The following is a 26350-nucleotide window of genomic DNA, read 5'->3' on the forward strand; positions in this document are numbered from 1 at the left end:
CGGCTCGTGACAGGCGGTTTCAAATCGGTTATTCGAAACATCAACGCTTTTTGTGAACAGGAAACATACAATGGAAGATCACGTACACGGCACAATGGACTCTGGCACGCACGAGAAAACCTTTGAAGGTTTCGTCAAATTCTCGGCCCGCGCTGTTATCGCTTTCCTGGTGGTTCTGATCCTGTTGGCGATGTTCAACGCCTGAAGCCACTTCGTGCCGGTGTAGTTAGGATTTCCCAATGTTACGACTGATCATGGCGGTGTCGCTTTTGCTGACCCTTGCGGCCTGTGGTGGCGCGGATAATGTCTGGGCCAGCGACGAAGCTGTGGCGCGTGCGAAATACCGCCATGGTGGTCCGACCAAGATCACCCTGTTCACCGTGGTTTCGAACAAATCCGGGGCGGGCGCGCATTCGTCGCTTCTGATCAATGGGTCCGAGCGGCTGATCTTTGATCCGGCTGGCACGTGGCACCATCCAAATCTGCCCGAGCGCCACGATGTGCATTACGGCATGACGGACAAGGCCGTCGATTTCTATATCGATTACCATGCCCGCATCACCTATCACGTCGTGCAGCAGGATATCATCGTCAGCCCGCAGGTTGCGGAAATGGCCATCCGCGCCGTGGAACGGTATGGCGCGGTTCCCAAGGCGCAATGCGCGACGTCTGTCGGGGCCATCCTGCGCAGCTTGCCGGGGTTTCAATCCATCTCGCCATCAATGTTTCCGAAGAAGATCATGCAACAATTCGGCGCCCTGCCCGGCGTGACCGAACGCAAGTTCTATGACAATGATCCCGAAGAAAACGGCGAGATTCTGACGCGCGGCATCTGACCCGCGCGTTTATCCCAACATGTAAAGCAAACCGTAAAGCGTGGCCGCGCCGGACAGGATCGCGGCCAGCACATTTCGGCTGAAATACCCAACGGACAGCGTCATCAGCGCCGCAGCCAGTCGGGCGGGATCGGTCATCCCACCGGTCGCTGATGGCCACAGAACCAGCGGGGCCACCAGCCCCGGCAACACTGCAACGGGCGTATAGCGCAGGTGGCGCAGCAACCATTCGGGCATCGGACGGTCGCCGACAATACCCAGAAAGCTGAACCGGATCAGAAAACTGCCAATCGCCAGCGCGACGATCACGATCCAAACCGTTGTGTGATTCGCAATCATTGTCCCGCCTTTCTTGTCATCAGAAGCTCGACCTGTGCCCCGACAATCATTGCACCAATGGCGGCGACCAGAAGCCCGGAGCCATAGGGCATCCACGCCAGCAAAAGCGCCAGCACGACGGACGTCGCCGCCGACGTCACATGCGCCAAGGTACGCAATGCTGGCGCGATCATCGCAAGGAACGTAATCGGCAACGCGAAATCGAGCGCAAATTCAGGCGGCACCTGCGTCCCGGCCACTGCGCCGACATAGCTTGCGCCGTACCAAAGTGGCGCCAGCGGCGCGACCGTTCCGATGTAATAGGCGAAACGTTCCGAGACGGTCAGGTCGCGCTCCATCTCGAACTTGATCTGGGACAGGGCATAGGCCTGATCCACCATGAAATAGGCCACCAGCGCACGTTTCCACATCGGCGCCTGCCCCAGATACGGGGTCAGGGATGCGCTGTACATCGCCATGCGCATGTTCACCGCCAGCGCTGTCAGGATCACAATGATCGTAGGCGCATTCTCGGTCATCAATTGCACGGCGGTGAATTGCGCAGCCCCCGCGATCACCAGCACCGAAAAGCTCATGACCTCGACCACATTCAACCCGGCTTCGGTCGCGACCACGCCAAAGAGCGCGGCGAACGGAACGATCACCAAGGCAAACGGCAAGGCGTCACGCGCCCCTCGCAGGAAGTGTCTTTTGGGGTTGGACGAAGTCATAATCGGGTCCTAAGTTGCGCATTACGCTTACGGCGTCATGGCAGGAGTTGCAATTGGTCACCCAAGACAAACTTTCCGACTATCTGATCGCGCCAAACCCTTCGGCTGACCGCCTGACGCGTGTCGTCGATGGCCATGATGAGGCAGGTGCCCCTGCACGTATTTCGGTGGTCGAGGAACGCCCCCTGACCATCTTCCTGAACAAGCGCGAGATCGTGACCGCCATGACCATCGGTGATTATCCCGACTATCTGGCGCTTGGGTTCCTGCGCAATCAGGGGATGTTGTCCGAGGCGGACCAGATCACCGGCGTCGATTATGACGAAGACATCGACACTGTCGTCGTGCGCACCGAGGTCGAGACGGATTACGAGGATAAGCTGGCCCGCAAAACGCGCACCTCGGGCTGTGCGGTCGGCACCGTGTTTGGTGACATGATGGAAGGGCTTGAGGGCTTGACCCTGCCCCCGGCACCGCTGAAGACATCGTGGCTTTATGCGCTGGCGCAAAAGATCAACCGCACCCCGTCGCTCTATCTTGAAGCCGGCGCCATCCACGGCACCGTCCTGTGCCACGAAGACCGCCCGCTGGTCTATATGGAGGATGTGGGCCGCCACAACGCCGTCGACAAGGTGGCAGGCTGGATGCTGTCCGAAAGTGTAACCGGGGCGGACAAGATCCTCTACACCACAGGTCGCCTGACATCCGAGATGGTGATCAAGACCGCGCAAATGGGCATCCCGGTTCTTGTATCGCGATCTGGCTTTACCGCATGGGGTGTAGAAATTGCGCGCGATGTTGGCCTGACCCTGATCGGGCGGATGCGCGGGCAGCGGTTCACCTGCCTGTCCGGCGAAGACCGGCTGATCCGCGACATGGACCCGGCGCATGTGGCGCACGAAGAACGCAAGTACCGTCGCAAGGGGGCAGGCGCATGACGCGACCGGTCGGAATTATCCTTGCAGGCGGGTTGGCGACACGCATGGGCGGCGGCGACAAGGGGTTGATGCGATTGGGGGATGGCACGCTCTTGTCGCACGTGATCAGCCGCCTGGCGCCACAAGTGGACGGATTGGCGCTGAATGCCAATGGCGACCCCGCGCGTTTTGACGACCTTGCCTTGCCGGTTTTGCCAGACAGCATCGACGGTTTCGCAGGGCCGCTTGCAGGCGTGTTGGCCGGTCTTGACTGGGCAGCCAGCCACGGCGCGAAGCAGGTGGTGTCCGTCGCAGCAGATACGCCTTTTTTTCCACGCGATCTGGTTGATCGGTTGTCGAAAGCTGCCGACGACGCACAAGCCCCGATCGCTCTGGCCGCCACCCGCGATCCGGACCGCGGCCCGATGCGACAACCGACCTTCGGGCTGTGGGACGTTTCGTTGCGCGACGATTTGCGCAACGCGCTGCAGGGCGGGTTGCGCAAGGTCGTTCAGTGGACCGACAAACATGGGGCCGCAATGGCCATCTTCGACCCGAACCCACATGATCCGTTTTTCAACGTGAACACGCCCGAAGATCTTGCCCATGCGCAAAATATGCTGGAGACCGCGCCATGAGAGTCTTTGGCATCACCGGCTGGAAAAACTCCGGCAAAACAGGGTTAATGGAACGGTTGGTGGCGCATTTTACCGCCAAGGGCCTGCGGGTCTCGACCCTGAAGCACACACATCACGGCGTCGATCTGGAACGCCCGGGCACTGACACGCATCGGCATCGAGAGGCGGGTGGACAAGAGGTGGTGTTGGCCTCATCCGCGCGGGTGTCGATCCTGCACGAGCTGCGGGAGACGGATGAGCCGCGCCTTACCGACCTGATCGCCCGTCTGACGCCCTGTGATCTGGTGCTGGTCGAAGGGTTCAAATCCGCGCCCCATCCGAAGATCGAAGCCCACCGCGCGGCAACCGGCGAGGCGCTCTTGGCCCCGAAGAACCAAACCATCCGTGCGGTCGCCAGCGACACCCCGCTACCCGCGCTCGATCTGCCGGTGTTTGACCTTGATGACACGAAGGCGATCGCGGCATTCATCGAAGTTGCAACCGGGCTGACCCGGCGTGACGCGCCCAGGCTGGCAAATGACTGTTTCGCGCTGCCCCCCGGTGTGAACTGGACACCGGTCGACGATGCCCTCACCACGCTTCGGGATCGACTGCACCCGGTGACGGGGACCGAACGCGTCCCGGTGGCCAAGGCGCACGACCGCATTCTGGCCACCGATCACGTTGCGGTGCGCGCGAACCCTCCGGGCGCAAATGCGGCGGTTGATGGCTATGGTTTTGCCTATGCGGGGCTTCCAGCGGGCGACGTGATCCAGATGCCCCTAGTCGATGACCGCGCCGCCGCCGGGGCACCGTTCAACGGCACCGTGCCAATGGGCCATGCCATCCGGATCCTGACAGGCGCACTGCTGCCAGACGGCGTTGACACCGTGGTCATGCAGGAAGACGTGCAGATCGACGACAATACTCTCAGCTTCCCGGCTGGGATCAAACCGGGCGCCAACGCCCGTGCCGCCGGAGAAGACGTGAAAGCCGGCAAGCTCGCCCTGCCGGCGGGCCACAAAATGCGCGCCCCCGATGTGGCACTTTTGTCCGCGCTTGGGCTTTCGGACGCTCAGGTGCATTGCCGCCTGCGCGTCGGCGTCCTTTCCACGGGCGACGAGCTAGCCGCGCCCGGCACCACGCTGGACCCTGCCCGCACCTATGACGCCAATCGCCCAATGCTGCTGTCACTGGTCGAAAACTGGGGCTACACGCCCGTGGACCTTGGCCACGTCAAAGATGATCGGGACGAGTTGCGCCAGGCCTTTGACGACGCGGCATCACGCGCCGATGTCATCCTAACATCCGGCGGGGCCTCTGCGGGTGATGAAGATCATGTCTCCGCCCTGCTGGACCAAACCGGATCGCTGCACCACTGGCGTATCGCGATCAAACCGGGTCGCCCGCTGGCACTTGCCCAATGGAACGACACGCCTGTCTTCGGCCTGCCCGGCAACCCAGTCGCAGCCCTTGTCACAACGCTCGTTTTCGCGCGCCCCGCCCTTTCGGTGCTGGCCGGAGGAAACTGGCTGACACCGCAAGCCTTCAACCTGCCCGCCGCGTTTGCGAAGTCGAAAAAGCCCGGTCGCCGCGAGTACCTGCGCGCACGTCTCAATGACGATGATCATGTCGAGGTTTTTCAGTCCGAAGGCTCTGGCCGCATCTCAGGCCTCAGCTGGGCCACGGGCCTCGTCGAACTGCCGGACGGTGCTGCAGACATCAAACCGGGAACCCCGGTACGTTACTTGCCTTACTCGGGTTTCGGTCTAACCTGATCCGGGCTTCTTCTGGCCAAAAATATCCTGGGGTGAATGCGCAGCGCGCAGAGGGGCAAGGCCCCTTAATCCCCGTGCCGCAACAACCGTTGCTTCTGACGGCCCCAGTCACGCTTGGCCTCGGTCGCCCGTTTGTCATGCGCTTTCTTACCCTTGGCGATACCGATCTTGATCTTCACCAAACCCTTGTGATTGAAATACATAACCAACGGGACAAGCGTCATGCCCTTGCGCTGGGTCGCATTCCACATCTTCGAAATCTCGCGCTTTGAGGCCAACAACTTGCGCTTGCGACGCTCAAGATGCCCCCAGGTCACGGCCTGTTTGTATGGCGCGATATAGGCGTTGGTCAGGTAAAGCTCGCCGTCTTCAACCGCCGCATAACTTTCTGCGATGTTGGCGCTGCCTTCCCGAAGGGATTTGACTTCGGACCCCATCAAAACGATGCCGCATTCGATATCTTCTTCAATCGCGTAGTCGTAACGCGCGCGCCGATTTTCGGCGATCACCTTGTAGTTGGGGTCGTCTTTCGTCTTGGCCATGACGCGGATGTAGGCGTTCGTCCGGGCACTGTCCAGCCCGGCCGTCCGCAATTCGCGGACGCCCCGGCTGATTTGATCAGTTCAGAAGACCGGCGTGGCGCAGGGCCGCATCAATCTGTTCTTTCGTGCCATCGCTCACTTCAACCATCGGCAGGCGCAATTCTCCGTCACACAGACCCAGCCGCGACATGGCGTATTTTGCCCCAGCCACACCCGGCTCAAGGAAAATCGCGCGGTGCAGTGGCATCAGTTCGTCGGACAATTCAAGCGCCTTGGCATAATCACCCGCCAGCGTTGCCTCTTGCACCTGGCTGCACAGCTTCGGTGCCACATTCGCGGTGACGGAAATACAACCGACCCCGCCCATGGCGTTGTAACCAACCGCCGCCGGGTCTTCGGCACATAGCTGGATGAAATCTTTGCCACAGCTCATGCGCTGCATGGCAACCCGGCCCGGATCGGCGGAAGAATCCTTGACGCCGACAATCATGTCCAGCTTTGCCAGCTCACCCATGGTGGCAGGCGACATATCGACCACCGAACGTGGCGGGATGTTGTAGATGATGATCGGCACGCCAACCTCGGCAAGCACCGAGTAATGCGCGATCATCCCGGCCTGCGTCGGTTTGTTGTAATAGGGCGTCACGACCAGCGCAGCATCCGCCCCGACCGCCTTGGCATGTTTCACCAGACGCAGGCTTTCCGCCGTGCTGTTCGACCCGGCACCCGCGATCACGGGCACACGGCCTGCAACGGCGGTCACGACGGCCTCGACGACCTGCTCGTGCTCCTTATGGCTCAAGGTTGGGCTTTCCCCGGTTGTTCCCACCGGCACCAAGCCATGCGAGCCTTCGGAGATATGCCATTCGACCAAGCGTTTAAGCGCGTCAAAATCCACTGCGCCGTCCTTGAACGGCGTGACCAGGGCAGGAAGAGATCCTTTGAACATGACACGCTCCAAATTAGTTGTTTCAGGTTTCTGGCGGTGCAGAGTGACTCGCGACCGCAAACGCGGCGGAAACTAGCCGGGTTCAACACAAATGCCAAGTTTGTGTGTTGCGTATCCGGTCGCCATTACTAGTTTTTCCACATGAGCAGGTTCTTAAAACACACAATCGGGGCCATATCCCTGTCGTTATTGCCCTTGTTTGCAATGCAAACCGGTGCGTCAGCGCAAGAATCAAACGTGGTCAGCGCGTTGAAACAGGCTGTTAAACACGCGCGATCCGATGATTGGTCATCGGCGCTGTCCACCGCGCATTCGGGCGGTCCGCTGGTGCGCGATATCGTCGAATGGCACCGGTTGCGCCGTGGCGAAGGCAGTTTCGAGGACACCCGCGCCTTTCTGGAGAAACATCCCGACTGGCCGGGGTTGAAATACCTGCGCGAACAGTCCGAGGAAACGATCCCGCATCGCTATGATCCCCAGAAGGTGCTGGCCTTTTTCAAGCCGGAACCACCGCAGACCGGGCGCGGGGCCTTGCGGCTTGCCGAAGCCCTGACCGCAACCGGGGCGGCCGAAGAGGCAGGCGCCCAGATCATTCTGGCATGGACCACTCTGTCGCTGGACGAAGACGAACATAATGCGTTTGTTTCGCGCTTTGGCGATACACTGAAGCCCTATCATTGGGACAGGCTCGATACGCTTTTATGGCGTGGGGACGTCACGGAAGCGACCCGGATGCTGCCTTTGGTCAGCAAGGACCAGCAGACATTGGCCAAGGCCCGACTGGCACTGCGCAAAAAAAGCGATGGTGTCGATGCGTTGATCGCCGCTGTCCCATCTGCGCTGGCGGACGATCCGGGGCTTGCCTATGAGCGTTTTCTGTGGCGGGCGTCGAAAGGGCGCAATCAGGACGCGATCGACCTGATCCTTGCCCGCTCGAACAGCGTGGCGTCTTTGGGTCAACCCCAACGCTGGGCCAGTTGGCGCCGCGTTCTGGCCCGCTGGTCGATGCGCGAAGGCAAGGCGCAGCAAGCCTATCGGCTGGCGTCGTTTCATCATCTGAGCGGCGGGTCGGATCAGAATGACCTTGAGTGGATCGCAGGCTATGTGGCCCTGCGCAAACTGAACGACCCCGTTACGGCGCTGGAGCACTTCCAAGCCTTCCGGGTTGCCGTGGATACACCGATCAGCTTGGGGCGTGCGGGATATTGGCTGGGGCGCGCTTACGAGGCGTCGGGCGACGCCGTTGCGGCCAAGGCCGCTTATGAGTTGGGTGGCGAATATCAGACCAGCTTCTATGGCCTGCTGGCCGCCGAGAAGGCCGGGATACCAATGGATCCGACCTTGACCGGGAACGAACCTTTCCCGCCGTTCAAACAAGCAAGGTTTTGGGGCGGATCTGTGATGGAGGCCGCGCGCCTGCTGCAAGCTGCGGGCGAACGGTATTGGGCGGAACGCTTTACCGTGCATTTGGCAGAGAGCCTGAGCCGGGAAGAAATCGGCCAGCTTGGCGCGTGGGCTGAAAGTGTGGATGAACCGCATTTGCAGGTGATGATCGCGAAGCAGGCCGCCCGCGTCGGCCTGACAATCCCGCGCCCCTATTATCCGACGCCGGATATCGGACGCGGCAACAGAACGGTGCCCCGCGCACTTGAACTGGCCATCGCGCGGCGCGAAAGCGAATTCGACCCAGGCGTCATGTCCGGTGTGGGCGCACGCGGGTTGATGCAGCTTATGCCCGGCACGGCGTCTGATATGGCGAAGCGGTTGGACATGCCCTATTCGAAATCACGCCTGATCACCGATCCGGAATACAACACGAGGTTGGGGTCTGAATATCTTGCCAAGCTGATTGAGGATTTCGGCATGAATCCGGTGCTGGTATCCGTGGCCTATAACGCCGGACCGACCCGCGCGTCGCGCTGGTCCGAGCAGCTGGGCGATGTGCGGGCCAGTTCGACCGACATCATCGACTGGATCGAGCATATTCCGTTTCGCGAGACCCGAAATTACGTGATGCGGGTGGCTGAAAGCCTGCCTGTCTATCGCGCGCGGCTGACCGGCAAAACAGAACCGCTGTCCCTGTCGAAAGAGCTTAAGCAATAGGTCAGGTCGCGCGTCGGCTGCGGATCAGGGTGAAAATCCCCGCGCCGACCACGATGACCGCACCGATCACCACGTTGGTTCGAAGCTCTTCGCCAAAAAGGGACACGCCAAGGATCGAAACGAAGACGAGCTGAAGATAGGCAAAGGGCTGCACGGTGCTGGCTTCGGCAAACTCGTAGCATTTGATCAGCAGCCAGTGCCCCAAAACGCCAGTGACACAAAGCAGGGCCATCCATCCCCAATCCCGCGCGATCATCGGTTCCCAGAACGTCGCGCCAATGGCGGTCATGACGACCGCGCCGACGATGCCAGTCCAGAAAAAGCTGGTCTGAGTGCTGTCGGTTTTCGCAGCCAGCCGGGTCAGAAGGCCATAGAGTGCGAACATCAGCGCCCCGATCAGGGGCACGATCGCTTCGGGCGCGAACACTCCGACGCCCGGCTGAAGGATCACCAGAATACCGATGAAACCGATGCCAATTGCCACCCAGCGCCGCCAGCCGACCGTTTCCCCCAAAACCGGGCCCGAGAACGCCGCCACCAGCAACGGGTAGCAGGCGAAAATCGCATGGCTTTCCACCAGTCCCAGTAAAACGAAGGACAACACCGTCACGCAAATCTCCAGCGCAAGAAGCGCGCCGCGAAAGACTTGCAGATAGGGGCGCGCGGGTCGCAATGCCTGCCTCAGACCACCGTTGCGACGGGTCAGCCAGATGACAAAGGCGGCAAAGAACCAGTAACGGATCATCACCACCATCCAGACGCTGTAGGCGTCGGCAAGGTGGCGCGAGATCCCGTCTTGCAACGCGAAGACAAATGTGGCTGCCACCATCAAGAGGATACCGGCGCGGGTGTTTTGCTCCATCCCGTGGCTCCTAGTCGCGCAATGTGCCGCGGCTCATATGCCGCTTGCGCCCGAAACCCGGCGTGCGTTCCACGTCAAAGCCCGCCGCGTACAGCGCCCTGCGCACGAAGCCAGCGGCGGTGTAGGTCGCAAACGTGCCTCCGGGGGCGGTATGCGCGCCGACCTGTTTCATCAACTCTTCACCCCACAGTTCAGGGTTTTTCGCAGGCGAGAAACCATCCAGAAACCATGCGTCAGCCCTGCCTTGCCAATTGGTCAGTGTCTGGCGGGCATCGCCTTCGACCACCGCGACGGAAAAACCGTCCAGATCGAACCTGCGCGCACCCTCGGCCCATGCGGACAGGAACGGTGCGGATACCGTTTTCGCCTCGGGGAAGGTGTCCAACGCTTTGGCGATGTCTTGTGCCGTCATCGGAAACGCCTCGAACGAAGTATATCGGACATTCGCAGGCGCGCCCTCCGCGCGCCACGCGAGGAACGTCGCCAACATGTTCAACCCGGTGCCAAAACCCAGTTCGGCGACATGAAACCCCGGCACGAACCGGGCAGGCAGATGGTTGCCCACTAGGAACACGTGACGCGTCTCGGCCAGCCCATCTTCCAGCGAAAAATACGGGTCATCAAACCGCGCTGCCACCGGCACGCCGCTGTCTTTCCACGTGATGTCTGCGATCTGGCTCTTTGTCATGTCTTGCCCTAGAACTCGGCCCAACGTGCGTGACCATGAAGAAGGACCGATGCTTTGGCAATCGTGGATGTGACCATTTATGGCGCGGGCATATTCGGCCTGTCAGTGGCATGGAGCTGCGTGAAGCGCGGCGCAAAGGTGCGGGTCATTGACCCAGGTGGCGTTGGGGCCGGGTCTTCAGGCGGTCTTGTTGGTGCATTGGCCCCGCATGTGCCCGAACGCTGGAACGCCAAGAAAGCCTTTCAGTTCGACAGCTTGATCATGGCAGAAGAGTATTGGGCCGAGGTTGAGGCAGTGTCTGGTCTGCCCTCGGGATATGGCCGCACGGGTCGCTTGCAACCCATCGCGGACGAGCGCCTTCTGGCCCTTGCCCACGACCGCAAGACCGAGGCCGCAACCCTGTGGCAGGGGAAGGCCATGTGGGAGGTTCGCCCCGTCTCGGATTTTCCGGACTGGGCACCGGACAGCCCGACCGGATACCTGATCCACGACACGCTGACGGCGCGGATGAACCCACGGCTGGCCGCACAGGCGCTGGCCGGGGCGTTGCAGGCCAAAGGGGGCGCGGTCGTAAGCGACGGCGATGAGGAAGGTCATGTGGTCTGGGCAACCGGTTGGCAGGGGCTTCTGACCCTGTCGCAGGAACTGGGCAAGCCGGTGGGCAACGGGGTAAAGGGGCAAAGTGCGCTGCTGCAACATGCGGCCGCTGACATGCCGCAACTTTTCGCGGACTCGTTGCACATCATCCCCCATGCCAATGGCACGGTGGCCATCGGGTCGACCAGCGAACGTGAATTCGACGACCCGACAAGCTGTGACGCTGCGCTGGATGACGTCATTGCCCGTGCGCGCGCCGCCTGTCCGGCCATTGCGGATGCGCCTGTGATCGAACGCTGGGCCGGGGTGCGACCGCGCGCCAAATCCCGCGCGCCGATGCTGGGTGCCTATCCCGGCAGGCCCGGTCATTTCATCGCCAATGGTGGTTTCAAAATCGGCTTCGGCATGGGTCCGAAGGTCGGTGAAGTGATGGCCGATCTGATCTTGGAAGGGCGCAGGACAATCCCCGAAGATTTCAGGGTCGCGGCCAGCCTTTAGCGCGCGACCTGTCCGCGGTCGACCTCTGCACGCAGGTTGTTCATCAGTTTCGACAGCGTGGCTTCGTAGCGTTCACTTTTCAAGCGCCCATCCTCGTCAAACTCCTGACGGCTGCCCGCGACGGCCACGGCTGGACCCGTGATCAATCGCGGCTGGAACGGCATCATCGCCAGCACAAGTGAACTTTGGGCGCGCACGCCACCTGCACGCCCGGCCGCAGCAGACATCACGGCGACCGGCTTGTCGGTCCACGGCAACGGTTTCACGCGACTGACCCAATCAAGGGCGTTCTTCAATACGCCCGACAACATGCTGTTATATTCGGGTGTCGAGATGATGACGGCATCGGCCACCGCAATTTGCCCCGCCAGACGGATCACGCTGTCGGGGGCACCCTGCGCGTCCTCGTCATCGGCATTGAACAGGGGCAGGTCTAAATCAGCCTCGGTAAACTCAGCATCGCCAAAAAGGCGTGCGGCGTTTCGGATCAGAAACCGGTTCGTTGCGTCTTTACGCAATGACCCGGACATGCCAAGCAAACGATGTTTAGACAAATCAACCTCCTCATGCGTCACGCCAAGGTGCGGTGCGCGTCGGGCTACGTCAACGGTTGAATGGGCAATAAGGGGCGCGACGATGCGGCATGGCGGACAGATATTGGTTGATCACCTGAAAACCGAAGGCGTGCGGCGCGTGTTCTCGGTTCCCGGTGAAAGCTTTCTGGCGGCGCTGGACGGGCTGCATGACAGCGGAATTGAAAACATCGTCTGCCGTCAGGAAGGCGGGGCAGCCATGATGGCCGAGGCGCATGGCAAGCTGACCGGAGAACCGGGGGTGTTGTTTGTCACACGCGGACCCGGGGCGACCAACGCAGCATCGGGCATTCACGTGGCCCAGCAGGACAGCACACCGATGGTTGTTTTTGTCGGCCAGATCGCACGTGGTCATCGCGACCGCGAAGCGTTTCAAGAAGTCGACTATCGGGCGGTTTTCGGCACGCTTGCCAAATGGGCCTGCGAGGTGGATCAGACCGAACGCCTGCCCGAATACCTGGCCCGCGCCTTTCACATGGCCCGGTCGGGCCGCCCCGGCCCGGTGGTCGTTGCCTTGCCCGAGGATATGTTGAGCGCCCATGCCGATGTGCCCGATCGCCCGGCGATGGCCCGCTCGAACGGACATGTCACCGCTGGGGATGCGCAAGCCATCACCGCGATGCTGGCAGACGCGAAGGCGCCATTGGTGATCGCGGGTGGACCGGGCTGGTCACAAGAGGCTGCCGATGATCTTGCCCGGTTCGTGAAGGCCCATGACCTGCCCGTCGCCTGCGCCTTCCGGCGGCAGGATTTCATGGACAACCGCCACCCGAACTATATCGGCGACCTTGGCGTAGGGATGAACCCGAAGCTGGGCACGCGTCTGCGCGATGCCGATACGCTGATCGTGCTTGGTTCGCGTTTGGGCGACAGCGTGACGGGTGGATACGAGCTGCTGGATCCCGCCGCGACGGCCAAGCGGATCGTGCATGTCTATCCCGACCCGGATGAGTTGGGGCGCGTTTATCACGCCGATCTGACGCTGGTCGCCACTGGACCCGAGGCGCTTGCGGCGCTTGTACAGACCAATGGAACGGATGCCCCGGTCTGGTCCGGCTGGACCCAATCCGCGCGCCACGATTACGAGGCGTTTCAGGAACCCGTCGCCACACCGGGCGACGTGAAGATGGAACAGGTGATGCTGTGGCTCTCTGAACACCTGCCGGAAGATGCCATTGTCACCAATGGGGCCGGAAACTATGCCACCTGGCTGCACCGGTATTTCAGCTTCAAACAGCACGGCACCCAGTTGGCCCCGACATCCGGGTCGATGGGATATGGCTTTCCCGCTGCCGTCGCGGCCAGCCTTGAACATCCCGACCGCACCGTCGTTGCATGGTTGGGGGATGGTGAGTTTCAGATGACCCTGAACGAATTGTCGACCGCCGCGCAGCACGGCGCGAAACCCATCGCGATCATTGCCAATAACGGGCGATACGGCACCATCCGGATGCATCAGGAACGCACTTATCCGGGGCGGGTGTCTGGCACCGACATGGCGAACCCCGATTTCGCGGCCCTTGCACGCGCTTACGGCGGACATGGCGAAACCGTCACCAATGGCGCAGATTTCGCGGATGCCTTCGCCCGCGCCAAAGCCGCCGACAGGTTGGCGGTGATCGAGCTGGTGCTTGATCCTCAGGTTTCCACACCCAGCCTGACGCTGGACGACTTACGCGAAATGGGGCGGAAAAGTTGACGCCGGCGGTCAGCCGCCCGGCATCTCCATCATTTCTGCCAGATGAATGGTGCCCATCTGTAGGAACGAGTTTTCACTGGCAATTGCCAGTGCAGCATCTGCATCAGCCGCTTCGATGATGCAAAACCCCATCATGGGCTGCTTAAACCCTTCGCGCGCGCCATCCCCATCGACAGTCCATTGCGCCTTGAGCGGCGTTTCCGGCATGACGAATGCATCCGCATATTTGGCAATCCAGGCTTTGTATGCAGCCTGCATATCAGCCTTCTTATCATCGGGCACGTCGCGCGGCTCGTGATAAGCGATGTAGAACTTGGGCATCTGTCCTCCTCAGAGGTCTAGAATTCGACCCCTTGCTGTGCCTTGATGCCCGACCGGAACGGGTGTTTGACCAGCTCCATCTCGGTCACCAGATCGGCGATTTCGATCAGTTCGTCTGCAGCATTGCGCCCGGTCAGAACCACGTGGGTCATCTCGGGTTTTTCTTCCACAAGGAATTTGACCACTTCATTCACATCCACATAGTCATAGCGAATGGCGATGTTGATCTCGTCCAGCAGGACCATGGTGTTTGACGGATCGCGGATCAGCTCTTTCGACTTCTCCCACGCGGCCTGCGCCATTTCGATGTCGCGGGTGCGGTCCTGTGTTTCCCAGGTAAAGCCCTCGCCCATCGTATAAAATTCGCAGATATCGCCGAACTTGGCGTTGATCAGATCACGCTCGCCGCAATCCATTCCGCCCTTGATGAACTGCACCACGGCGCTTTTCATTCCATGTGCGATGCAGCGGAAGATCATCCCGAACGCGGCCGAGCTTTTGCCCTTGCCCTTGCCCGTGTGCACGATGATCAGACCTTTCTTATCGGTCTTCGTCGCCATGATCTTGTCACGGGCGGCTTTCTTCTTGGCCATCTTGGTGGCGTGACGATCGGGATCTACGGTCATGGTGTCCTCATGAATTGCTCGTCCATCACTGTGCGGGTCATGAGGCCCAGATGCAAGAGAGGGCGCACCGTTTCAGGCGCGCCCTCTCTTTTTTCGGCAGGGATCAGATCACTCGGCCGGAACCACCTGTGGCGTCGCGCGCCCGAAATGCTGTCTGTTCAGGCGAACCACAAGGGCGACCATGGCGAACTGGAAGGCGATGGCGATGGCTGTGATCACCCAATACATGACCGAGAACTTGTCCAGAACGCCCGCCTTTACCAGACCCGAGTTGATGAAGAAGTGCAACAGCACCGACAGGGCCACGCCGGGGCACACCAAGGCATAGGAGCCGGGCGAGGTTTCGTTGCCGAATACATAGCTTTTCCAGTACCCATGGCGGGCCAGCATCACCAGCCCCAGCAGGCCGAACAGAACCTGAATGGCAATCAGACGAGCAAGGAAGATCATGGTTTCCCCGGCCGAGCCGTGCACTTCGAACGTGGCGTGCAGGCCGTGATCCTGACGCAGCGCCATGATGCCAAGGATGGTCATCAGGGGGATGATGATCAGAAGGGTCGGCGCGGTCTCTTTCGAGGTGCCGTAGTGCAGCATCGAATTGAAAGCGGTGAACAGTGCCAGCGCCGCATAGATGATTGCGGCGATGCCGAAGAAGGTCGAGCCGACCAGCGACACGCCGACAACCACGGTGTTCGTGCTCATCGCCGCTGGGGCCGAGAAGCCGACAGCTGTCATGGCAAGGGCGAAGGCCGGCAGCATTTGGGCAAAGCTGTTATGTGCCGTGACATCGAACACGCCGCCCTTGGTCAGCACGCGCCCCAGGAAGTCCCCGATATAGATCAGCGCCAGAACACCGATGGCCAGAAACGCCGCCATGGCAAACGGGAACAGATACTCGACGATCAGCCACAGCTTGGGCACGAAGACCAGACCGGCAACGAACATGCCATTCACGCTCATCGCCAGGGCAAGCGGCATGGCAAGAATGGTCGTTTCGGCGTTTGAGTTCTTGAGGGTGGTATAAGCCTCGGTCTTGCGGAAAGCCGAGAAGCTTTTCAGGTTCCAGATCAGGTATTTCAGGTTCAGAAACACCATCACGGCAATACCAAGCCACGCCGCGATGATGGCGGCCTTCATACCAGCCGATCCGGTGGTGAAGGCGGCCATGATGTCTTCAAACACCGGCACCGGCTGCCCCGGATGCGGCACCCAGAACATCAGATACATGAAAAACGTGACCGACAGGCCACCAGCCCCGACCGAGGCCAGGAAATAAAGCGGAGAATATTTGTCCGCAGGGCGATTGGGTTGCATTGGATTTCTCCATTCATATTCATATTTGTGAATATTAATAGAGATTGGCGTCCTGCAAGGCAAGTGAAAGCCGCGAACACGTTGTCGCACCTGTGACCGCATCTGTTTTAACCAATTGTTAACCAAGGCCGCGCAACCTGCCCATAAACAGGAGAGACATTGTGAAATCCATCCGTTCCTGCGCTGCCATTCTTGCAACCGGCCTGTTCACCACCGCCTGTGACAGCCCCAGCCCGCAATTCATGTCGGCAGATACCTCTGTCAGAAAGGCGACGGTCGAAGGTTCAACCTTCTCAATCCACCGGCGTGAAAACTGGGTCGAGGTCTATCGCACAAGTTTCGAAGCCTTGCCGCGCATCCCCGTCATCCTTGCCCGCGCTGAAATCGCGATTGAGCAGGCGACCGGATGCAAGGTCGTCGAAGGATCCCTGTCGGGCGATCAGACGATCCAACGGGCCGAGATTGATTGCAGCTAGCCGCCGCGCAGGCTCTTTTCAAAACGGTATGAGGTGGGACGCTCGAACCCCTCATGCGCGGTTTCGGCGGTTTTCACGAAGCCAAGCTTTTCGAAGATCGCGTGGTTTTCAACCAGCTCGATCCGCGTTTGCAGCACCAGACGCGACAGACCCAGATCGGCGGCGCGCTGTTCGGCGAGCGTCATCAGTGCACGGGCCAGCCCCCGCCCCTGCGCAGACGGATCCACCGCGAGCTTTCCCACATAAAGCGAGGGCGGCGTTGCGTCAGGTTGGGGTGTCAGGAACACACAAGCGGCGCCGTCAATCACCCACACCTCTCCGGTTCGGACCTGATCGGCGATCCCTTCAGGCGTCAGACGGTGCAGCGAACTGGGTGGATCAATACGCCCGTCCATCCCGGCAAATGCGCGGTGAAGAAGCGCAAGGATCGGCGCCATGTCTTCGTCGGGCGATACTCGACGGGGTTTCATCTGAGCGCATCCAGCCGTGCGCGCGCCGAGTTTGATCGGGGCATCCAAAGCCCGCGCTCCATCGCCTCGATCAGGCGTTCGGCGATTTCCTTCAAAGCAGGCGCATTGTGGTCCTCGATGAATTCCCGCGTGTCGTCATCGTCGATGAAGGCGGTGTAAACCAAATCGAAATGGTGGCCTTTCACGGCACCGGTGGTGGCGGCGAAGGCGAACAGGTAATCGACGGTCGCCGCGATCTCGAACGCGCCCTTGTAGCCATGACGCTTCACCCCATCGATCCATTTCGGGTTTACAACACGCGACCGCACGACGCGCCCAATCTCATCATCCAGCGTGCGAATGACCGGGCGCTCCGGGCGGGAATGGTCGTTGTGATAGATCGGACGGTCGCGCCCTTGTAGGGTCGACACGGCAGCGGCAGCACCGCCTTCGAACTGGTAATAATCATCGCTGTCCAGAAGATCGTGCTCGCGGTTGTCCTGATTCTGTACGATGGCTTCGACCTGGCCCAGCCGCGCCTCGAACCCGTCGCGGTCGCGGGTGCCTTCGCTGCCTGCGCCATAGGCATAGCCGCCCCATTCCAGATAGGCATCGGCAAGGTCGGCCTTGTCCGCCCAGAGCCGTTCGTCGATCATCGCCTGAAGCCCCGCCCCATACGCGCCGGGTTTCGAACCATAGACCCTGTGTGCAGCCTCGCCTGCCCGCGCACGGGCGGCGGCGGGGTTCACATCATCAGGTTCGTCCAGCGCCTGCACCGCGCGGGCGGCGCTGTCGACCAGCGCAATAAGTTGCGGAAAGGCGTCGCGAAAAAAGCCTGACACGCGCAAGGTCACATCGACGCGCGGGCGGCCAAGGGCGGTGGCCGGGATGACCTCGAACCCGGTCACGCGGCGGTTGGCGCTGTCCCATTTCGGCTTCACACCCATCAACGCCAATGCCTGTGCAATGTCATCCCCGCCGGTCCGCATATTCGCGGTGCCCCATGCCGTGACCAGCATGGCACGCGGCCAGTCGCCATGGGTTTGCAGATGCTTGTCGATCAGCAGGCTGGCCGATTTCCAGCCCAGCGCCCATGCGGTCGGGGTCGGCACAGCGCGGCTGTCGACGGAATAAAAGTTGCGCCCGGTGGGCAATGTGTCCAGTCGCCCACGGGTCGGCGCGCCAGACGGCGCCGGGGCGACGAACTGTCCGGCAAGAGCGGTCAGAAGCCCCGTTTCTTCGCCCGGCCCGCAGGCTGCCACATTGGGGCGCACGCGGGCGTCAACCTCGGCCAGAACCTCGGCACTGGCCGGGCCGGGAGTCGGGGCGTTGCCGTCCAGAATGCGGCCCGCGCACTCTTCCAGCCGCTCAACCGTGTCGCCATGGCTGCGCCATGCGCCATCGCCGGTCAGCGCCTCGGGCCGTGGGCCATCCCACGGCGCGGCCATATCGCAATCCAGCGGGTCGAAGGCCAGACCCAGATCCTGCGCCAAGGCCCGGACCAACGACGCATCGCCCCCCTTCCCTGTGCCACGCGGCACACGCACCAGCGCCTGCACCAGATCGCGTTCCAAGCGACCGGTTGGGGACTGCCCGAAGATGTGCAACCCATCGCGGATTTGCGCTTCTTTCAACTCGCACAGATAGGCGTCGAGCTTGGCAAGGTCTTGCTCCTCGTCCTCGCCCGACATGCCCACATCAAGATCCAGCCCGGTGGCCGACGTCAGGGTCAGAATTTCACGCCGCAGGTGGTCGATGCGGCGCGGATCCACGCCTGCCGCCTCGTAATATTCGTCCACCAGTGCCTCCAGATCACGCAGCGGCCCATAGGTCTCGGCGCGTGTAAGCGGCGGCGTCAGGTGGTCGATGATGACCGCCTGCGCCCGGCGTTTGGCCTGCGTGCCCTCGCCCGGATCGTTGACGATGAAGGGATAGATATGGGGCACCGGGCCGAGCACGGCCTCGGGCCAGCATTCGCCAGACAATGCCACGGATTTCCCCGGCAGCCATTCAAGGTTCCCGTGCTTGCCCATATGCACAATTGCGTGCGCCCCGAAGGTGTGGCGCAGCCAGAAATAGAAGGCGAGGTAGTTGTGCGGCGGCACAAGGTCAGGGCTGTGATAGGTGTCGGTCGGGTCGATGTTGTAGCCCCGCGCGGGCTGCACCCCGACAACCACATTTCCATATTCCAGAACCGAAAGCGCAAATGACCCGCAATCAACCTCTCCGGCGGTGTAGAACGGGTCTTTTTCTGGCCTACCCCAACGGGTTTCAATCGCCTCGCGCAGCGCCCATGGCAGTTGGCCATAGCTGATCTGGTAATCCGCCATCGACAGGGTCACACCACCCGTGCGTGCGGCCCGGTCGGTCAGCCAGTTGGTCGGCCCTTTCATCACCGCCTGCATCAGGTCATCGCTGGCGGCAGGCCGGTTGGTGACGCGATAACCGTTGGTATCAAGCAAACCCAGCGCATGCACCACGGCGGCGGGCGTGTCCAGCCCCACCCCATTGGCCAGCCGCCCATCTTTGTTGGGATAGTTCGCCATGATCAGCGCAACGCGCCGGTCCTTCGCCTCTGCCCCCCGCAGCCTAGCCCAGCTTGCCGCCAGTTCGGCCACGAATTGCACCCGGTCGCCGCGCGCGCGATAGGTGGCGATGGGGCATTCGGTGGCGTCGTCAAAGAACGCCTCGCCCTTGAAGCTGATCGCGCGGGACAGGATGCGCCCGTCCACTTCGGGCAGCGCCACGTTCATCGCGATGTCGCGGGCGGACAGGCCGGTCAGACCTTCGGCCCATGCCTCCTCGCTCGACCCGGCAAGGACAACCTGAAAGACAGGCGCAGCTTGGCACCACGGCATCTGGAAGGGGTTTGCAGATTGCGCCTGCTCGCCCTCATGCGGCGATCCCACCGCGAAGGACGTGCAGTTCAGGATCACCGAAGGGGCGGCCTCGGTGAACAAATGCTCCATCGTCGCTACCGAGACCGGGTCTTTCAGCGATGCGACGAACACAGGTAGCGGGTTCAACCCCTGCCGGAGCAACGCCCGCACAAGACGGTTGATCGGGTTCAACCCCGCACCCTGCACCAGCGCGCGATAAAAGACGATGGGCACGATCGGGGCGCCATCGGTCCAGTCGGCCCGCGCTGTATTCAGATCGGCCACCCCGGCACCGGGCCAATAGACACCAGCCCGCAGCAAAGGGCGCGCGGCTTCGGGCCTGTCGCCACCGTCCAGCATGGCGCGGGTGTAATTCAGGAACCCGACCGCGTTTTCCGGCCCGCCTTCGACCAGATAGGCCCAAAGTGCATCGTAGTCTTCGTCGGACACCATGGACAGCGCCCGCAGCTCGGCATCCGGCTTGTCATCGCCGGGCAGCAGGACCAGCGGCACACCCGCCGCGCGCAGATGTGCGGCATATTGTTCGGCCCCGTATTTCCAATACCCGACGCCGCCCAGCACGCGGGCGATCACCAGACGCGACTTGGTCGCGCAATTGTCGATATGCAGGTCAACCGACATGGGGTGCGCCAGATGCATCATGTTGGCCAGACGCAGACCGGGGGGATTGTCCATCTCGGCCCGCGCCTGTGCCAACCCGGCCAGTTCCGTATCCGCCGCCGAGATGAATACGACGTCAGACGGCGTCTGCCCCAGATCGACGGGTTCCTTTCCGTCGTCTATCGAACCAGGTGTGGCTGCCAGAAGATGCATATCGCGTCCCTTGCGAATTGGTGGTAAGTGATCGGACAAACAGTTGCCCGATCAAGGTAGACCCATGGATTACAAAGCAGCCGGCGCGCCGAAACCCGCCAAGGGCGCCCCGCGCCATTCCGAGCATAATGCCCGCGGCACCGAGAAGAACCCGCTGAACCGCAAGGACGACAAGACCGCCCTTTTGGCGCGGATGAAGGCGGCGGCGGAAAAGGCCCGGAAAGGGTAAGCGCGGATCACAACGCCTTCTCCATGAAGATCGAGCTGTTGGCTTCAGGATAATCCCCGAACGGGCCACACAGGTCGAACCCCGCACGCTGGTAAAGACGGTGCGCGGCGTGAAGCACGTTGCCCGTTTCCAGCTTCAGGGCGGCAAACCCCTTCTGCCGCGCCGTCGCTTCGAGCTGTGCCAGCAACGCCTCGCCCACGCCCTTGCCCCGCGCATCGGGTGCGACGAACATCGACTTCACCTCGCCATAGCTGCCCTTGTCGGCCAGTGCGCCGGTGCCCAGCACCTGCCCGTCCTTGCGCGCCACGAAGAAAGAGATTTCAGGCACGCAAAGCTGGTCGATATCGAGGAAGAAGTTATCCTCGGGCGGGAACAGTTCTTCCATCAACGCATGACTTTGCCTGAGCAAAGCCGTGGCCCCCGGATCGCGGGGATCACCGAGGGTCACGTCGATGGTCATGCCACCAAGGCCTTTTCGATGGCGGCGCGATCCAGACCGGACTGACCGATCACCACCAGACGGGTTTCGCGCGGCTGCGCGCCAAAGGGCTGATCGTAATAGGTGTCGACACGCGGACCAACGGCTTGCAGGGTCAGACGCATCGGCTTGCCCGACACGGCGGCAAACCCTTTCAGGCGCAGGATGTTATGGTCGCGGATCGTCTGGGCGACCTGTTCGGCAAAGGCTGCCGGATCGGGCACCTCGGCCCGCGTGACCACGAAGCTTTCGAACGCATCATGGTCGTGATCGTGATGGCGATGATCATCATCGTGATGGTCATCATGGTCGTCGTCATGGTGATCATCGTCGTCATGGTGGTGATGATGCACCTCGTGGCGCGCGGCCATATCGTCTTCGGCACCGACACCCTGCCCCAACAGAACCTCAACCGGCAGTGCGCCCATTGACGTGCGCACGACCTGCACGCCCTGACGCGCCTCACCCGACAATTTGCCCACCAGCGTTTCGGCCTCGTCCTCGCCCAGCAGGTCGGATTTGTTCACGACGATCATATCGGCGCAGGCCACCTGATCGGCGAACAGTTCAGACAGCGGGGTTTCGTGGTCAAGGTTGTCGTCCATCTTGCGCTGCGCTTCGACAGCGGCAAGGTTCGACGCGAATTGTCCGTCTGCGACGGCCTTTCCGTCCACCACGGTGACAACGCCATCGACGGTCACACGGGTCGAGATTTCAGGCCACTGAAAGGCGCGGACCAACGGTTGCGGCAGCGCAAGCCCCGAGGTTTCGATCACGATATGATCGGGCGGCAGGTCACGGTCCAGCAGCTTTTCCAACGTCGGGATGAAATCCTCGGCCACGGTGCAGCAGATGCAGCCGTTCGACAGCTCCATGATATCGTCGTCCGAGCAGGTCTCGTCCCCGCAGCCTTTGAGGATGTCCCCATCCACGCCCAAATCACCAAACTCGTTGATGATCAGCGCGATGCGTTTGCCGTTTGCGTTGTCCAGCATGTGGCGGATCAGCGTGGTCTTGCCCGCGCCCAGAAAGCCCGTGACAACGGTGGCCGGTATCTTTGCTTGCATCTTGTCCTCCAAACTCCGTCTCCCCGACGGGTGGGTTGCGTTCTTGCATGGCAGGTCTCCTGGCTTCGCGGGTCGAAGCGCCTGCCGCCTTCCCAGTCAGATCAGACCAGTGGCATCGTGCAGGTGCTCTCCGCTTACAGTCGCGGGGGCGGCTGCAGCATCAGGCCCCGGATTGGGTCGCCTCCGCTGCATTCCCTTTTGTCCCAATGGGAACCATGCCGGACTTGTTTGCCGCGCGGGGCTTGGCGGGGTCAAGACGGAAACCGACCCGATCGGCGGGTTTGGCGGCAATTGAGCGACCAAGCCCCACAGCGGAATGCAATATCTTGTGGATAACCCGCCAATTGCATCCATATATCGACGACTGCCGTTGACTCGCCCCCAATCCCCCGGAAAACTCTGTCTTCAAGAAGAATCAATGATGAGGCAGACCGCTTGCGGTTTTCGAAACTCCGACTGAATGGCTTCAAAAGCTTCGTGGACCCGACCGATCTGGTGATCGCGGACGGGCTGACGGGTGTTGTCGGGCCGAACGGCTGCGGCAAGTCAAACCTTCTGGAAGCCCTGCGCTGGGTGATGGGCGAAAACCGCCCGACGGCCATGCGCGGCGGCGGGATGGAGGATGTGATCTTCGCCGGTGCCTCGACCCGGCCTGCCCGGAATTTTGCCGAGGTTGCGCTGCTGCTGGACAACAGCGAACGCTTGGCCCCGTCCGGCTTCAACGACAACGACAACCTTGAGATCGTGCGCCGGATCACGCGCGACGCGGGGTCGGCCTATAAGGTCAACACCAAGGATGTGCGCGCGCGAGACGTGCAGATGCTGTTCGCCGATGCCTCGACCGGGGCGCATTCGCCCGCGCTGGTGCGGCAGGGGCAGATTTCAGAACTGATCAACGCCAAACCCAAGGCGCGGCGCCGTATTCTGGAAGAAGCTGCGGGAATTTCAGGTCTGTATCAGCGGCGACACGAGGCCGAGTTGAAGCTGAAGGGCACCGAGACGAATCTGGCGCGTGTTGACGACGTGATCGAACAGCTCGCTTCACAACTGGGGCAGTTGGCACGACAGGCCCGCCAAGCCGCGCGCTATCGCACCATTGGGGATGATCTGCGCCGCGCTGAGGGGCTGCTGTTATACCGCCGCTGGAAAGAAGCCGATGCCGCCCGTGCAGAGGCAGAAGCCCAACTGACCGAACGCGTGAAGGCCGCGGCGGCGGCCGAAGGGGCATCGCGGACTGCGACCAAAGCCCGGCAAGAGGCCGAGGACCGCCTGCCACCCTTGCGGGAAGAAGAAGCCGTCGCTGCCGCGATTTTGCAGCGCCTTCAGGTGCAGCGTGACCAGTTATCAGACCAAGAGGCACAGGCCCGGCAGCGTATCGAAACGCTGACCGCCCGCATTGAGCAGCTGACACGTGATACGGAGCGGGAAAGCGGGCTGAACAAGGATGCGGGCGAGACGATCGAACGGCTGGAATGGGAGCAAGCGCAGATCGCGAAAGCATCCGACGGGCATGAGGCCGCGCTGGATGCCGCCAGCACTGAGGCCCGCGACAGCGCGGCGATCTTGCAGGAGCGCGAAGGCGATTTATCGCAACTGACCGAAGACGTTGCCCGTCTGGCCGCGCGTCACCAATCGGCACATCGCCTGTTGGACGACAGCCGCAAATCGCTTGAAAAAAGCGAAGGCGAGGCGGACCGCGCCCGCACCGCGATGGATGATGCAAAGACCGCGCTCGACAAAGCCGGAGCAGATTACGAGACCGCAAAGGCCGCAGAAGCGACCGCTGCCAAAGCGGCCGAAGATGCCGAAGCTGCCTTGGCTGCGGCCGATGATGCCCGTGCGGATGCTCAGGCCCGCGAAGCTGACGCCCGCGCCGCCAGATCCGCGGCGGAGGGTGAAGTGAATGCCCTGCACGCTGAAGTGCAGGCGCTTGCACGATTGGTGGAGCGCGACGCGTCCGAAGGTGGGCAGGTGCTGGACGATCTGCGGGTGAAACCGGGATACGAAAAGGCGCTTGGCGCGGCCTTGGCTGATGACTTGCGCGCGCCCGCGATAGATGGGGATGCGCCGTCAGGCTGGGCTTCGCTGCCAGCCTATGCGCAGGCACAATCGCTGCCCGACGGTGTCAGCGCCCTGTCAAACTATGTGACCGTGCCAGAGGTGCTGGCCCGCCGGATGAGCCAGATTGGCCTGGTCAAAACCGAAGATGCCGCAGGCCTGCAAGCCAAGTTGAAACCCGGTCAACGCCTGGTCTCGATGGAAGGGGATCTGTGGCGCTGGGATGGGTTCCGCGCCGGTGCGGAAGATCAGCCGTCGACTGCCGCTCTGCGTCTTGAACAACTGAACCGGTTGCAAGAGCTGAAACAGGATCTGGAAGATGCTTCTGCCCGGGCTGATGGCGCGCGGTCTGCACATGAAACGCTAAAGGCGCGTCTGGTTGAAACGACCGAGGCCGACAAGCAGGCACGGGATGTGCGCCGCGACGCCGACCGCGCCATGGCAGACGCGAACCGCGCCCTGTCGCGCGCCGAAGCGGACCGGAACATTGCTGGCGGCAAGTTGGAAAACCTTGGCATGGCGCTGAGCCGCCATGAAGAAGAAACCATGGGCGCACGCCAGAGGTTGGTCGAGGCTGAACGTGGGGTGGCCGATCTGGGTGATCTGGATGCCGCACGCGGGCAGGTGGAAGACGTCAAGATGGCGGTGGAAGCCGCACGCATGACGATGATGACCAAACGCTCGGCCCACGATGAATTGCGGCGCGAGGGTGAGGCCCGGACCCGCAGAAGCCAGGAGATCACCAAGGAGATCTCGGGCTGGAAGCATCGCCTTGAAACGGCGGGCAAACGAATAGCCGAGCTGGAAGCGCGCAAGTCCGAGAGCGAGACGGAACTGGGCGAAGCCAGCGCCGCGCCGGATGCATTGGCGGCCAAACGGGACGAATTGGCAGACGCGATCGGCGAAGCCGAAACGCGGCGCAAAGCCGCCGCCGACACGCTGGCCGAGGCGGAAACCGCAGAGCGTGAGGCCACCACCGCCGAACGCGATGCTGAACGCGCGGCGGGTGAAGCCCGCGAAGCGCGCGCCCGCGCCGAAGCCCGCGCCGAGGCTGCCCGCGAAACCGTCACCCATGCCGCCGAGCGGATCGCCGAAGACATGGAGACCACACCGGACGCACTTCTGGAAAGTCTGGATGCCGACCCCGAGAAAATGCCGTCGTCTGAACAGATCGAACATGACGTGAACCGCCTGAAACGCCAGCGCGATGCCTTGGGCGCGGTGAACCTGCGCGCCGAGGAAGACGCAAAAGAGGTTCAGGAAGAGCATGACACGCTTCTCAAGGAAAAGACCGATCTGGAAGAGGCGATCAAGAAGCTGCGCGCGGGTATTGCCAGTCTGAACAAAGAAGGGCGCGAGCGTCTTTTGACCGCGTTCGAGCAGGTGAATGCCAGCTTTGGCAACCTGTTCACCCATCTGTTTGGTGGCGGCGAAGCAAAGCTGGTGCTGGTCGAAAGCGACGATCCGCTGGAAGCCGGGCTTGAAATCATGTGCCAGCCACCGGGCAAAAAACTGTCGACGCTCAGCCTGTTGTCAGGCGGCGAGCAGACCTTGACCGCGCTGGCGCTGATCTTTGCTGTGTTCCTGGCCAACCCGGCCCCGATTTGCGTGTTGGACGAGGTCGACGCGCCTTTGGACGACGCCAATGTCACCCGGTTCTGTGATCTGCTGGACGAAATGACCCGCCGCACCGACACGCGGTTCCTGATCATCACGCACCATGCCGTCACCATGGCGCGGATGGATCGTCTGTTCGGTGTCACCATGGCCGAGATGGGCGTGAGCCAGTTGGTCAGTGTCGATCTGAAGAAAGCCGAAGCCCTGGTGGCTTAAGCGATCCATTGCGCGACACGATAATCTCTTTTAGGGTCAGCAAAACGTTTCAGGAGCA

The 26350-nt window shown here is 61.7% G+C and carries 25 protein-coding genes and 1 riboswitch; of the genes, 11 read left to right on the top strand and 14 right to left on the bottom strand.

Annotated features, from left to right (window positions below; translation table 11 throughout):
* Positions 1-70 precede the first annotated feature (70 nt).
* Positions 71-205, top strand: a complete 135-nt coding sequence (locus tag J3R80_RS13245; RefSeq protein WP_275394260.1) for an aa3-type cytochrome c oxidase subunit IV — start codon at positions 71-73, stop codon at positions 203-205.
* A 34-nt stretch (positions 206-239) separates the two neighbouring features.
* Complete coding sequence (locus J3R80_RS13250; protein WP_275394261.1) at positions 240-836, top strand: hypothetical protein; 597 nt, start codon at positions 240-242, stop codon at positions 834-836.
* Between the two features lie 9 nt (positions 837-845).
* Here the strand turns inward: J3R80_RS13250 and J3R80_RS13255 are convergent, their stop codons facing one another.
* Both J3R80_RS13255 and J3R80_RS13260 read right to left on the bottom strand, forming a co-directional pair.
* The gene (locus tag J3R80_RS13255) at positions 846-1175 is read right to left on the bottom strand and encodes an AzlD domain-containing protein (protein ID WP_275394262.1); all 330 of its coding nucleotides are present in this window, start codon (positions 1173-1175) and stop codon (positions 846-848) included.
* Complete coding sequence (locus tag J3R80_RS13260; protein WP_275394263.1) at positions 1172-1885, bottom strand: AzlC family ABC transporter permease; 714 nt, start codon at positions 1883-1885, stop codon at positions 1172-1174. Before J3R80_RS13260 ends, J3R80_RS13255 begins: the two co-directional genes overlap by 4 nt.
* 53 nt (positions 1886-1938) lie before the next feature.
* Here J3R80_RS13260 and J3R80_RS13265 point away from each other — a divergent pair, with 53 nt between their 5' ends.
* From J3R80_RS13265 to J3R80_RS13275, 3 genes are read left to right on the top strand one after another with little or no spacing between them, the layout of a single operon-like run.
* Complete coding sequence (locus tag J3R80_RS13265) at positions 1939-2823, top strand: formate dehydrogenase accessory sulfurtransferase FdhD (RefSeq protein WP_275394264.1); 885 nt, start codon at positions 1939-1941, stop codon at positions 2821-2823.
* Positions 2820-3440 carry a molybdenum cofactor guanylyltransferase MobA gene (gene mobA / locus J3R80_RS13270; protein ID WP_275394265.1) on the top strand — a complete coding sequence of 207 codons (621 nt, stop codon included), beginning with the start codon at positions 2820-2822 and terminating at the stop codon, positions 3438-3440. The genes J3R80_RS13265 and mobA overlap by 4 nt, the downstream gene beginning before the upstream one ends.
* Positions 3437-5197 carry a bifunctional molybdopterin-guanine dinucleotide biosynthesis adaptor protein MobB/molybdopterin molybdotransferase MoeA gene (locus J3R80_RS13275; protein ID WP_275394266.1) on the top strand — a complete coding sequence of 587 codons (1761 nt, stop codon included), beginning with the start codon at positions 3437-3439 and terminating at the stop codon, positions 5195-5197. The genes mobA and J3R80_RS13275 overlap by 4 nt, the downstream gene beginning before the upstream one ends.
* 65 nt (positions 5198-5262) lie before the next feature.
* On the opposite strand, the gene smpB is transcribed toward J3R80_RS13275, so the two are convergent.
* Together smpB and dapA are read right to left on the bottom strand one after the other, a co-directional pair.
* The gene (gene smpB, locus J3R80_RS13280; RefSeq protein WP_275394267.1) at positions 5263-5739 is read right to left on the bottom strand and encodes an SsrA-binding protein SmpB; all 477 of its coding nucleotides are present in this window, start codon (positions 5737-5739) and stop codon (positions 5263-5265) included.
* A gap of 76 nt (positions 5740-5815) precedes the next feature.
* Positions 5816-6688: a 4-hydroxy-tetrahydrodipicolinate synthase gene (gene dapA / locus J3R80_RS13285; RefSeq protein ID WP_275394268.1), complete on the bottom strand. Its 873-nt coding sequence runs from the start codon at positions 6686-6688 to the stop codon at positions 5816-5818.
* Positions 6689-6829: 141 nt separating this feature from the next.
* Between dapA and J3R80_RS13290 the strand changes: the two genes are divergently transcribed.
* Positions 6830-8791: a lytic transglycosylase domain-containing protein gene (locus J3R80_RS13290; RefSeq protein ID WP_275394269.1), complete on the top strand. Its 1962-nt coding sequence runs from the start codon at positions 6830-6832 to the stop codon at positions 8789-8791.
* Between the two features lies 1 nt (position 8792).
* Here the strand turns inward: J3R80_RS13290 and J3R80_RS13295 are convergent, their stop codons facing one another.
* On the bottom strand, positions 8793-9653 hold the full coding sequence (locus tag J3R80_RS13295) for a DMT family transporter (RefSeq protein ID WP_275394270.1): 861 nt from the start codon (positions 9651-9653) through the stop codon (positions 8793-8795).
* 10 nt (positions 9654-9663) lie between these two features.
* A complete protein-coding gene (mnmD, locus tag J3R80_RS13300) occupies positions 9664-10341 on the bottom strand; it encodes a tRNA (5-methylaminomethyl-2-thiouridine)(34)-methyltransferase MnmD (RefSeq protein ID WP_275394271.1) in 678 nt (225 codons plus the stop codon).
* A 54-nt stretch (positions 10342-10395) separates the two neighbouring features.
* Between mnmD and J3R80_RS13305 the strand changes: the two genes are divergently transcribed.
* On the top strand, positions 10396-11436 hold the full coding sequence (locus tag J3R80_RS13305) for an FAD-dependent oxidoreductase (protein WP_275394272.1): 1041 nt from the start codon (positions 10396-10398) through the stop codon (positions 11434-11436).
* Here the strand turns inward: J3R80_RS13305 and J3R80_RS13310 are convergent.
* The gene (locus tag J3R80_RS13310; protein ID WP_275394273.1) at positions 11433-11990 is read right to left on the bottom strand and encodes an NAD(P)H-dependent oxidoreductase; all 558 of its coding nucleotides are present in this window, start codon (positions 11988-11990) and stop codon (positions 11433-11435) included. The two genes, J3R80_RS13305 and J3R80_RS13310, sit on opposite strands and share 4 nt — an antisense overlap.
* An 82-nt stretch (positions 11991-12072) precedes the next feature.
* Here J3R80_RS13310 and J3R80_RS13315 point away from each other — a divergent pair, with 82 nt between their 5' ends.
* Positions 12073-13728 (top strand): thiamine pyrophosphate-binding protein, encoded by a 1656-nt coding sequence (locus tag J3R80_RS13315; protein WP_275394274.1) that lies wholly within the window; start codon positions 12073-12075, stop codon positions 13726-13728.
* 9 nt (positions 13729-13737) lie between these two features.
* Here J3R80_RS13315 and J3R80_RS13320 read toward each other — a convergent pair whose 3' ends face one another.
* The 3 genes from J3R80_RS13320 to J3R80_RS13330 all read right to left on the bottom strand — a co-directional run bounded on the left by J3R80_RS13320 (position 13738) and on the right by J3R80_RS13330 (position 15989).
* Entirely contained in the window at positions 13738-14049 is a 312-nt protein-coding gene (locus J3R80_RS13320) for a YciI family protein (protein ID WP_275394275.1), read from the bottom strand.
* A 17-nt stretch (positions 14050-14066) separates the two neighbouring features.
* Positions 14067-14675, bottom strand: coding sequence for a cob(I)yrinic acid a,c-diamide adenosyltransferase (cobO, locus tag J3R80_RS13325; protein ID WP_275394276.1), 609 nt, complete (start codon positions 14673-14675; stop codon positions 14067-14069).
* Between the two features lie 108 nt (positions 14676-14783).
* Positions 14784-15989, bottom strand: coding sequence for a hypothetical protein (locus J3R80_RS13330; RefSeq protein WP_275394277.1), 1206 nt, complete (start codon positions 15987-15989; stop codon positions 14784-14786).
* A 161-nt stretch (positions 15990-16150) separates the two neighbouring features.
* On the opposite strand from J3R80_RS13330, the gene J3R80_RS13335 reads away from it, so the two are divergent.
* Entirely contained in the window at positions 16151-16465 is a 315-nt protein-coding gene (locus J3R80_RS13335; protein WP_275394278.1) for a hypothetical protein, read from the top strand.
* Here the strand turns inward: J3R80_RS13335 and J3R80_RS13340 are convergent.
* Positions 16462-16935, bottom strand: coding sequence for a GNAT family N-acetyltransferase (locus J3R80_RS13340; protein WP_275394279.1), 474 nt, complete (start codon positions 16933-16935; stop codon positions 16462-16464). The genes J3R80_RS13335 and J3R80_RS13340 overlap by 4 nt on opposite strands.
* The gene (gene cobN, locus J3R80_RS13345; RefSeq protein WP_275394280.1) at positions 16932-20627 is read right to left on the bottom strand and encodes a cobaltochelatase subunit CobN; all 3696 of its coding nucleotides are present in this window, start codon (positions 20625-20627) and stop codon (positions 16932-16934) included. The genes J3R80_RS13340 and cobN overlap by 4 nt, the downstream gene beginning before the upstream one ends.
* Before the next feature lie 64 nt (positions 20628-20691).
* On the opposite strand from cobN, the gene J3R80_RS13350 reads away from it, so the two are divergent.
* Positions 20692-20856, top strand: coding sequence for a hypothetical protein (locus tag J3R80_RS13350; RefSeq protein WP_275394281.1), 165 nt, complete (start codon positions 20692-20694; stop codon positions 20854-20856).
* Positions 20857-20863: 7 nt separating this feature from the next.
* On the opposite strand, the gene J3R80_RS13355 is transcribed toward J3R80_RS13350, so the two are convergent.
* Together J3R80_RS13355 and cobW are read right to left on the bottom strand one after the other, a co-directional pair.
* On the bottom strand, positions 20864-21316 hold the full coding sequence (locus J3R80_RS13355) for a GNAT family N-acetyltransferase (RefSeq protein WP_275394282.1): 453 nt from the start codon (positions 21314-21316) through the stop codon (positions 20864-20866).
* Positions 21313-22401, bottom strand: coding sequence for a cobalamin biosynthesis protein CobW (cobW, locus tag J3R80_RS13360; protein WP_275394283.1), 1089 nt, complete (start codon positions 22399-22401; stop codon positions 21313-21315). The genes J3R80_RS13355 and cobW overlap by 4 nt, the downstream gene beginning before the upstream one ends.
* 31 nt (positions 22402-22432) lie before the next feature.
* Positions 22433-22634, bottom strand: a riboswitch (cobalamin riboswitch).
* Between the two features lie 202 nt (positions 22635-22836).
* Between cobW and smc the strand changes: the two genes are divergently transcribed.
* Entirely contained in the window at positions 22837-26292 is a 3456-nt protein-coding gene (gene smc, locus J3R80_RS13365) for a chromosome segregation protein SMC (protein ID WP_275394284.1), read from the top strand.
* Positions 26293-26350: the final 58 nt, after the last annotated feature.

This window comes from Aliiroseovarius sp. Z3, assembly GCF_029105185.1.
Lineage (GTDB): Bacteria > Pseudomonadota > Alphaproteobacteria > Rhodobacterales > Rhodobacteraceae > Aliiroseovarius.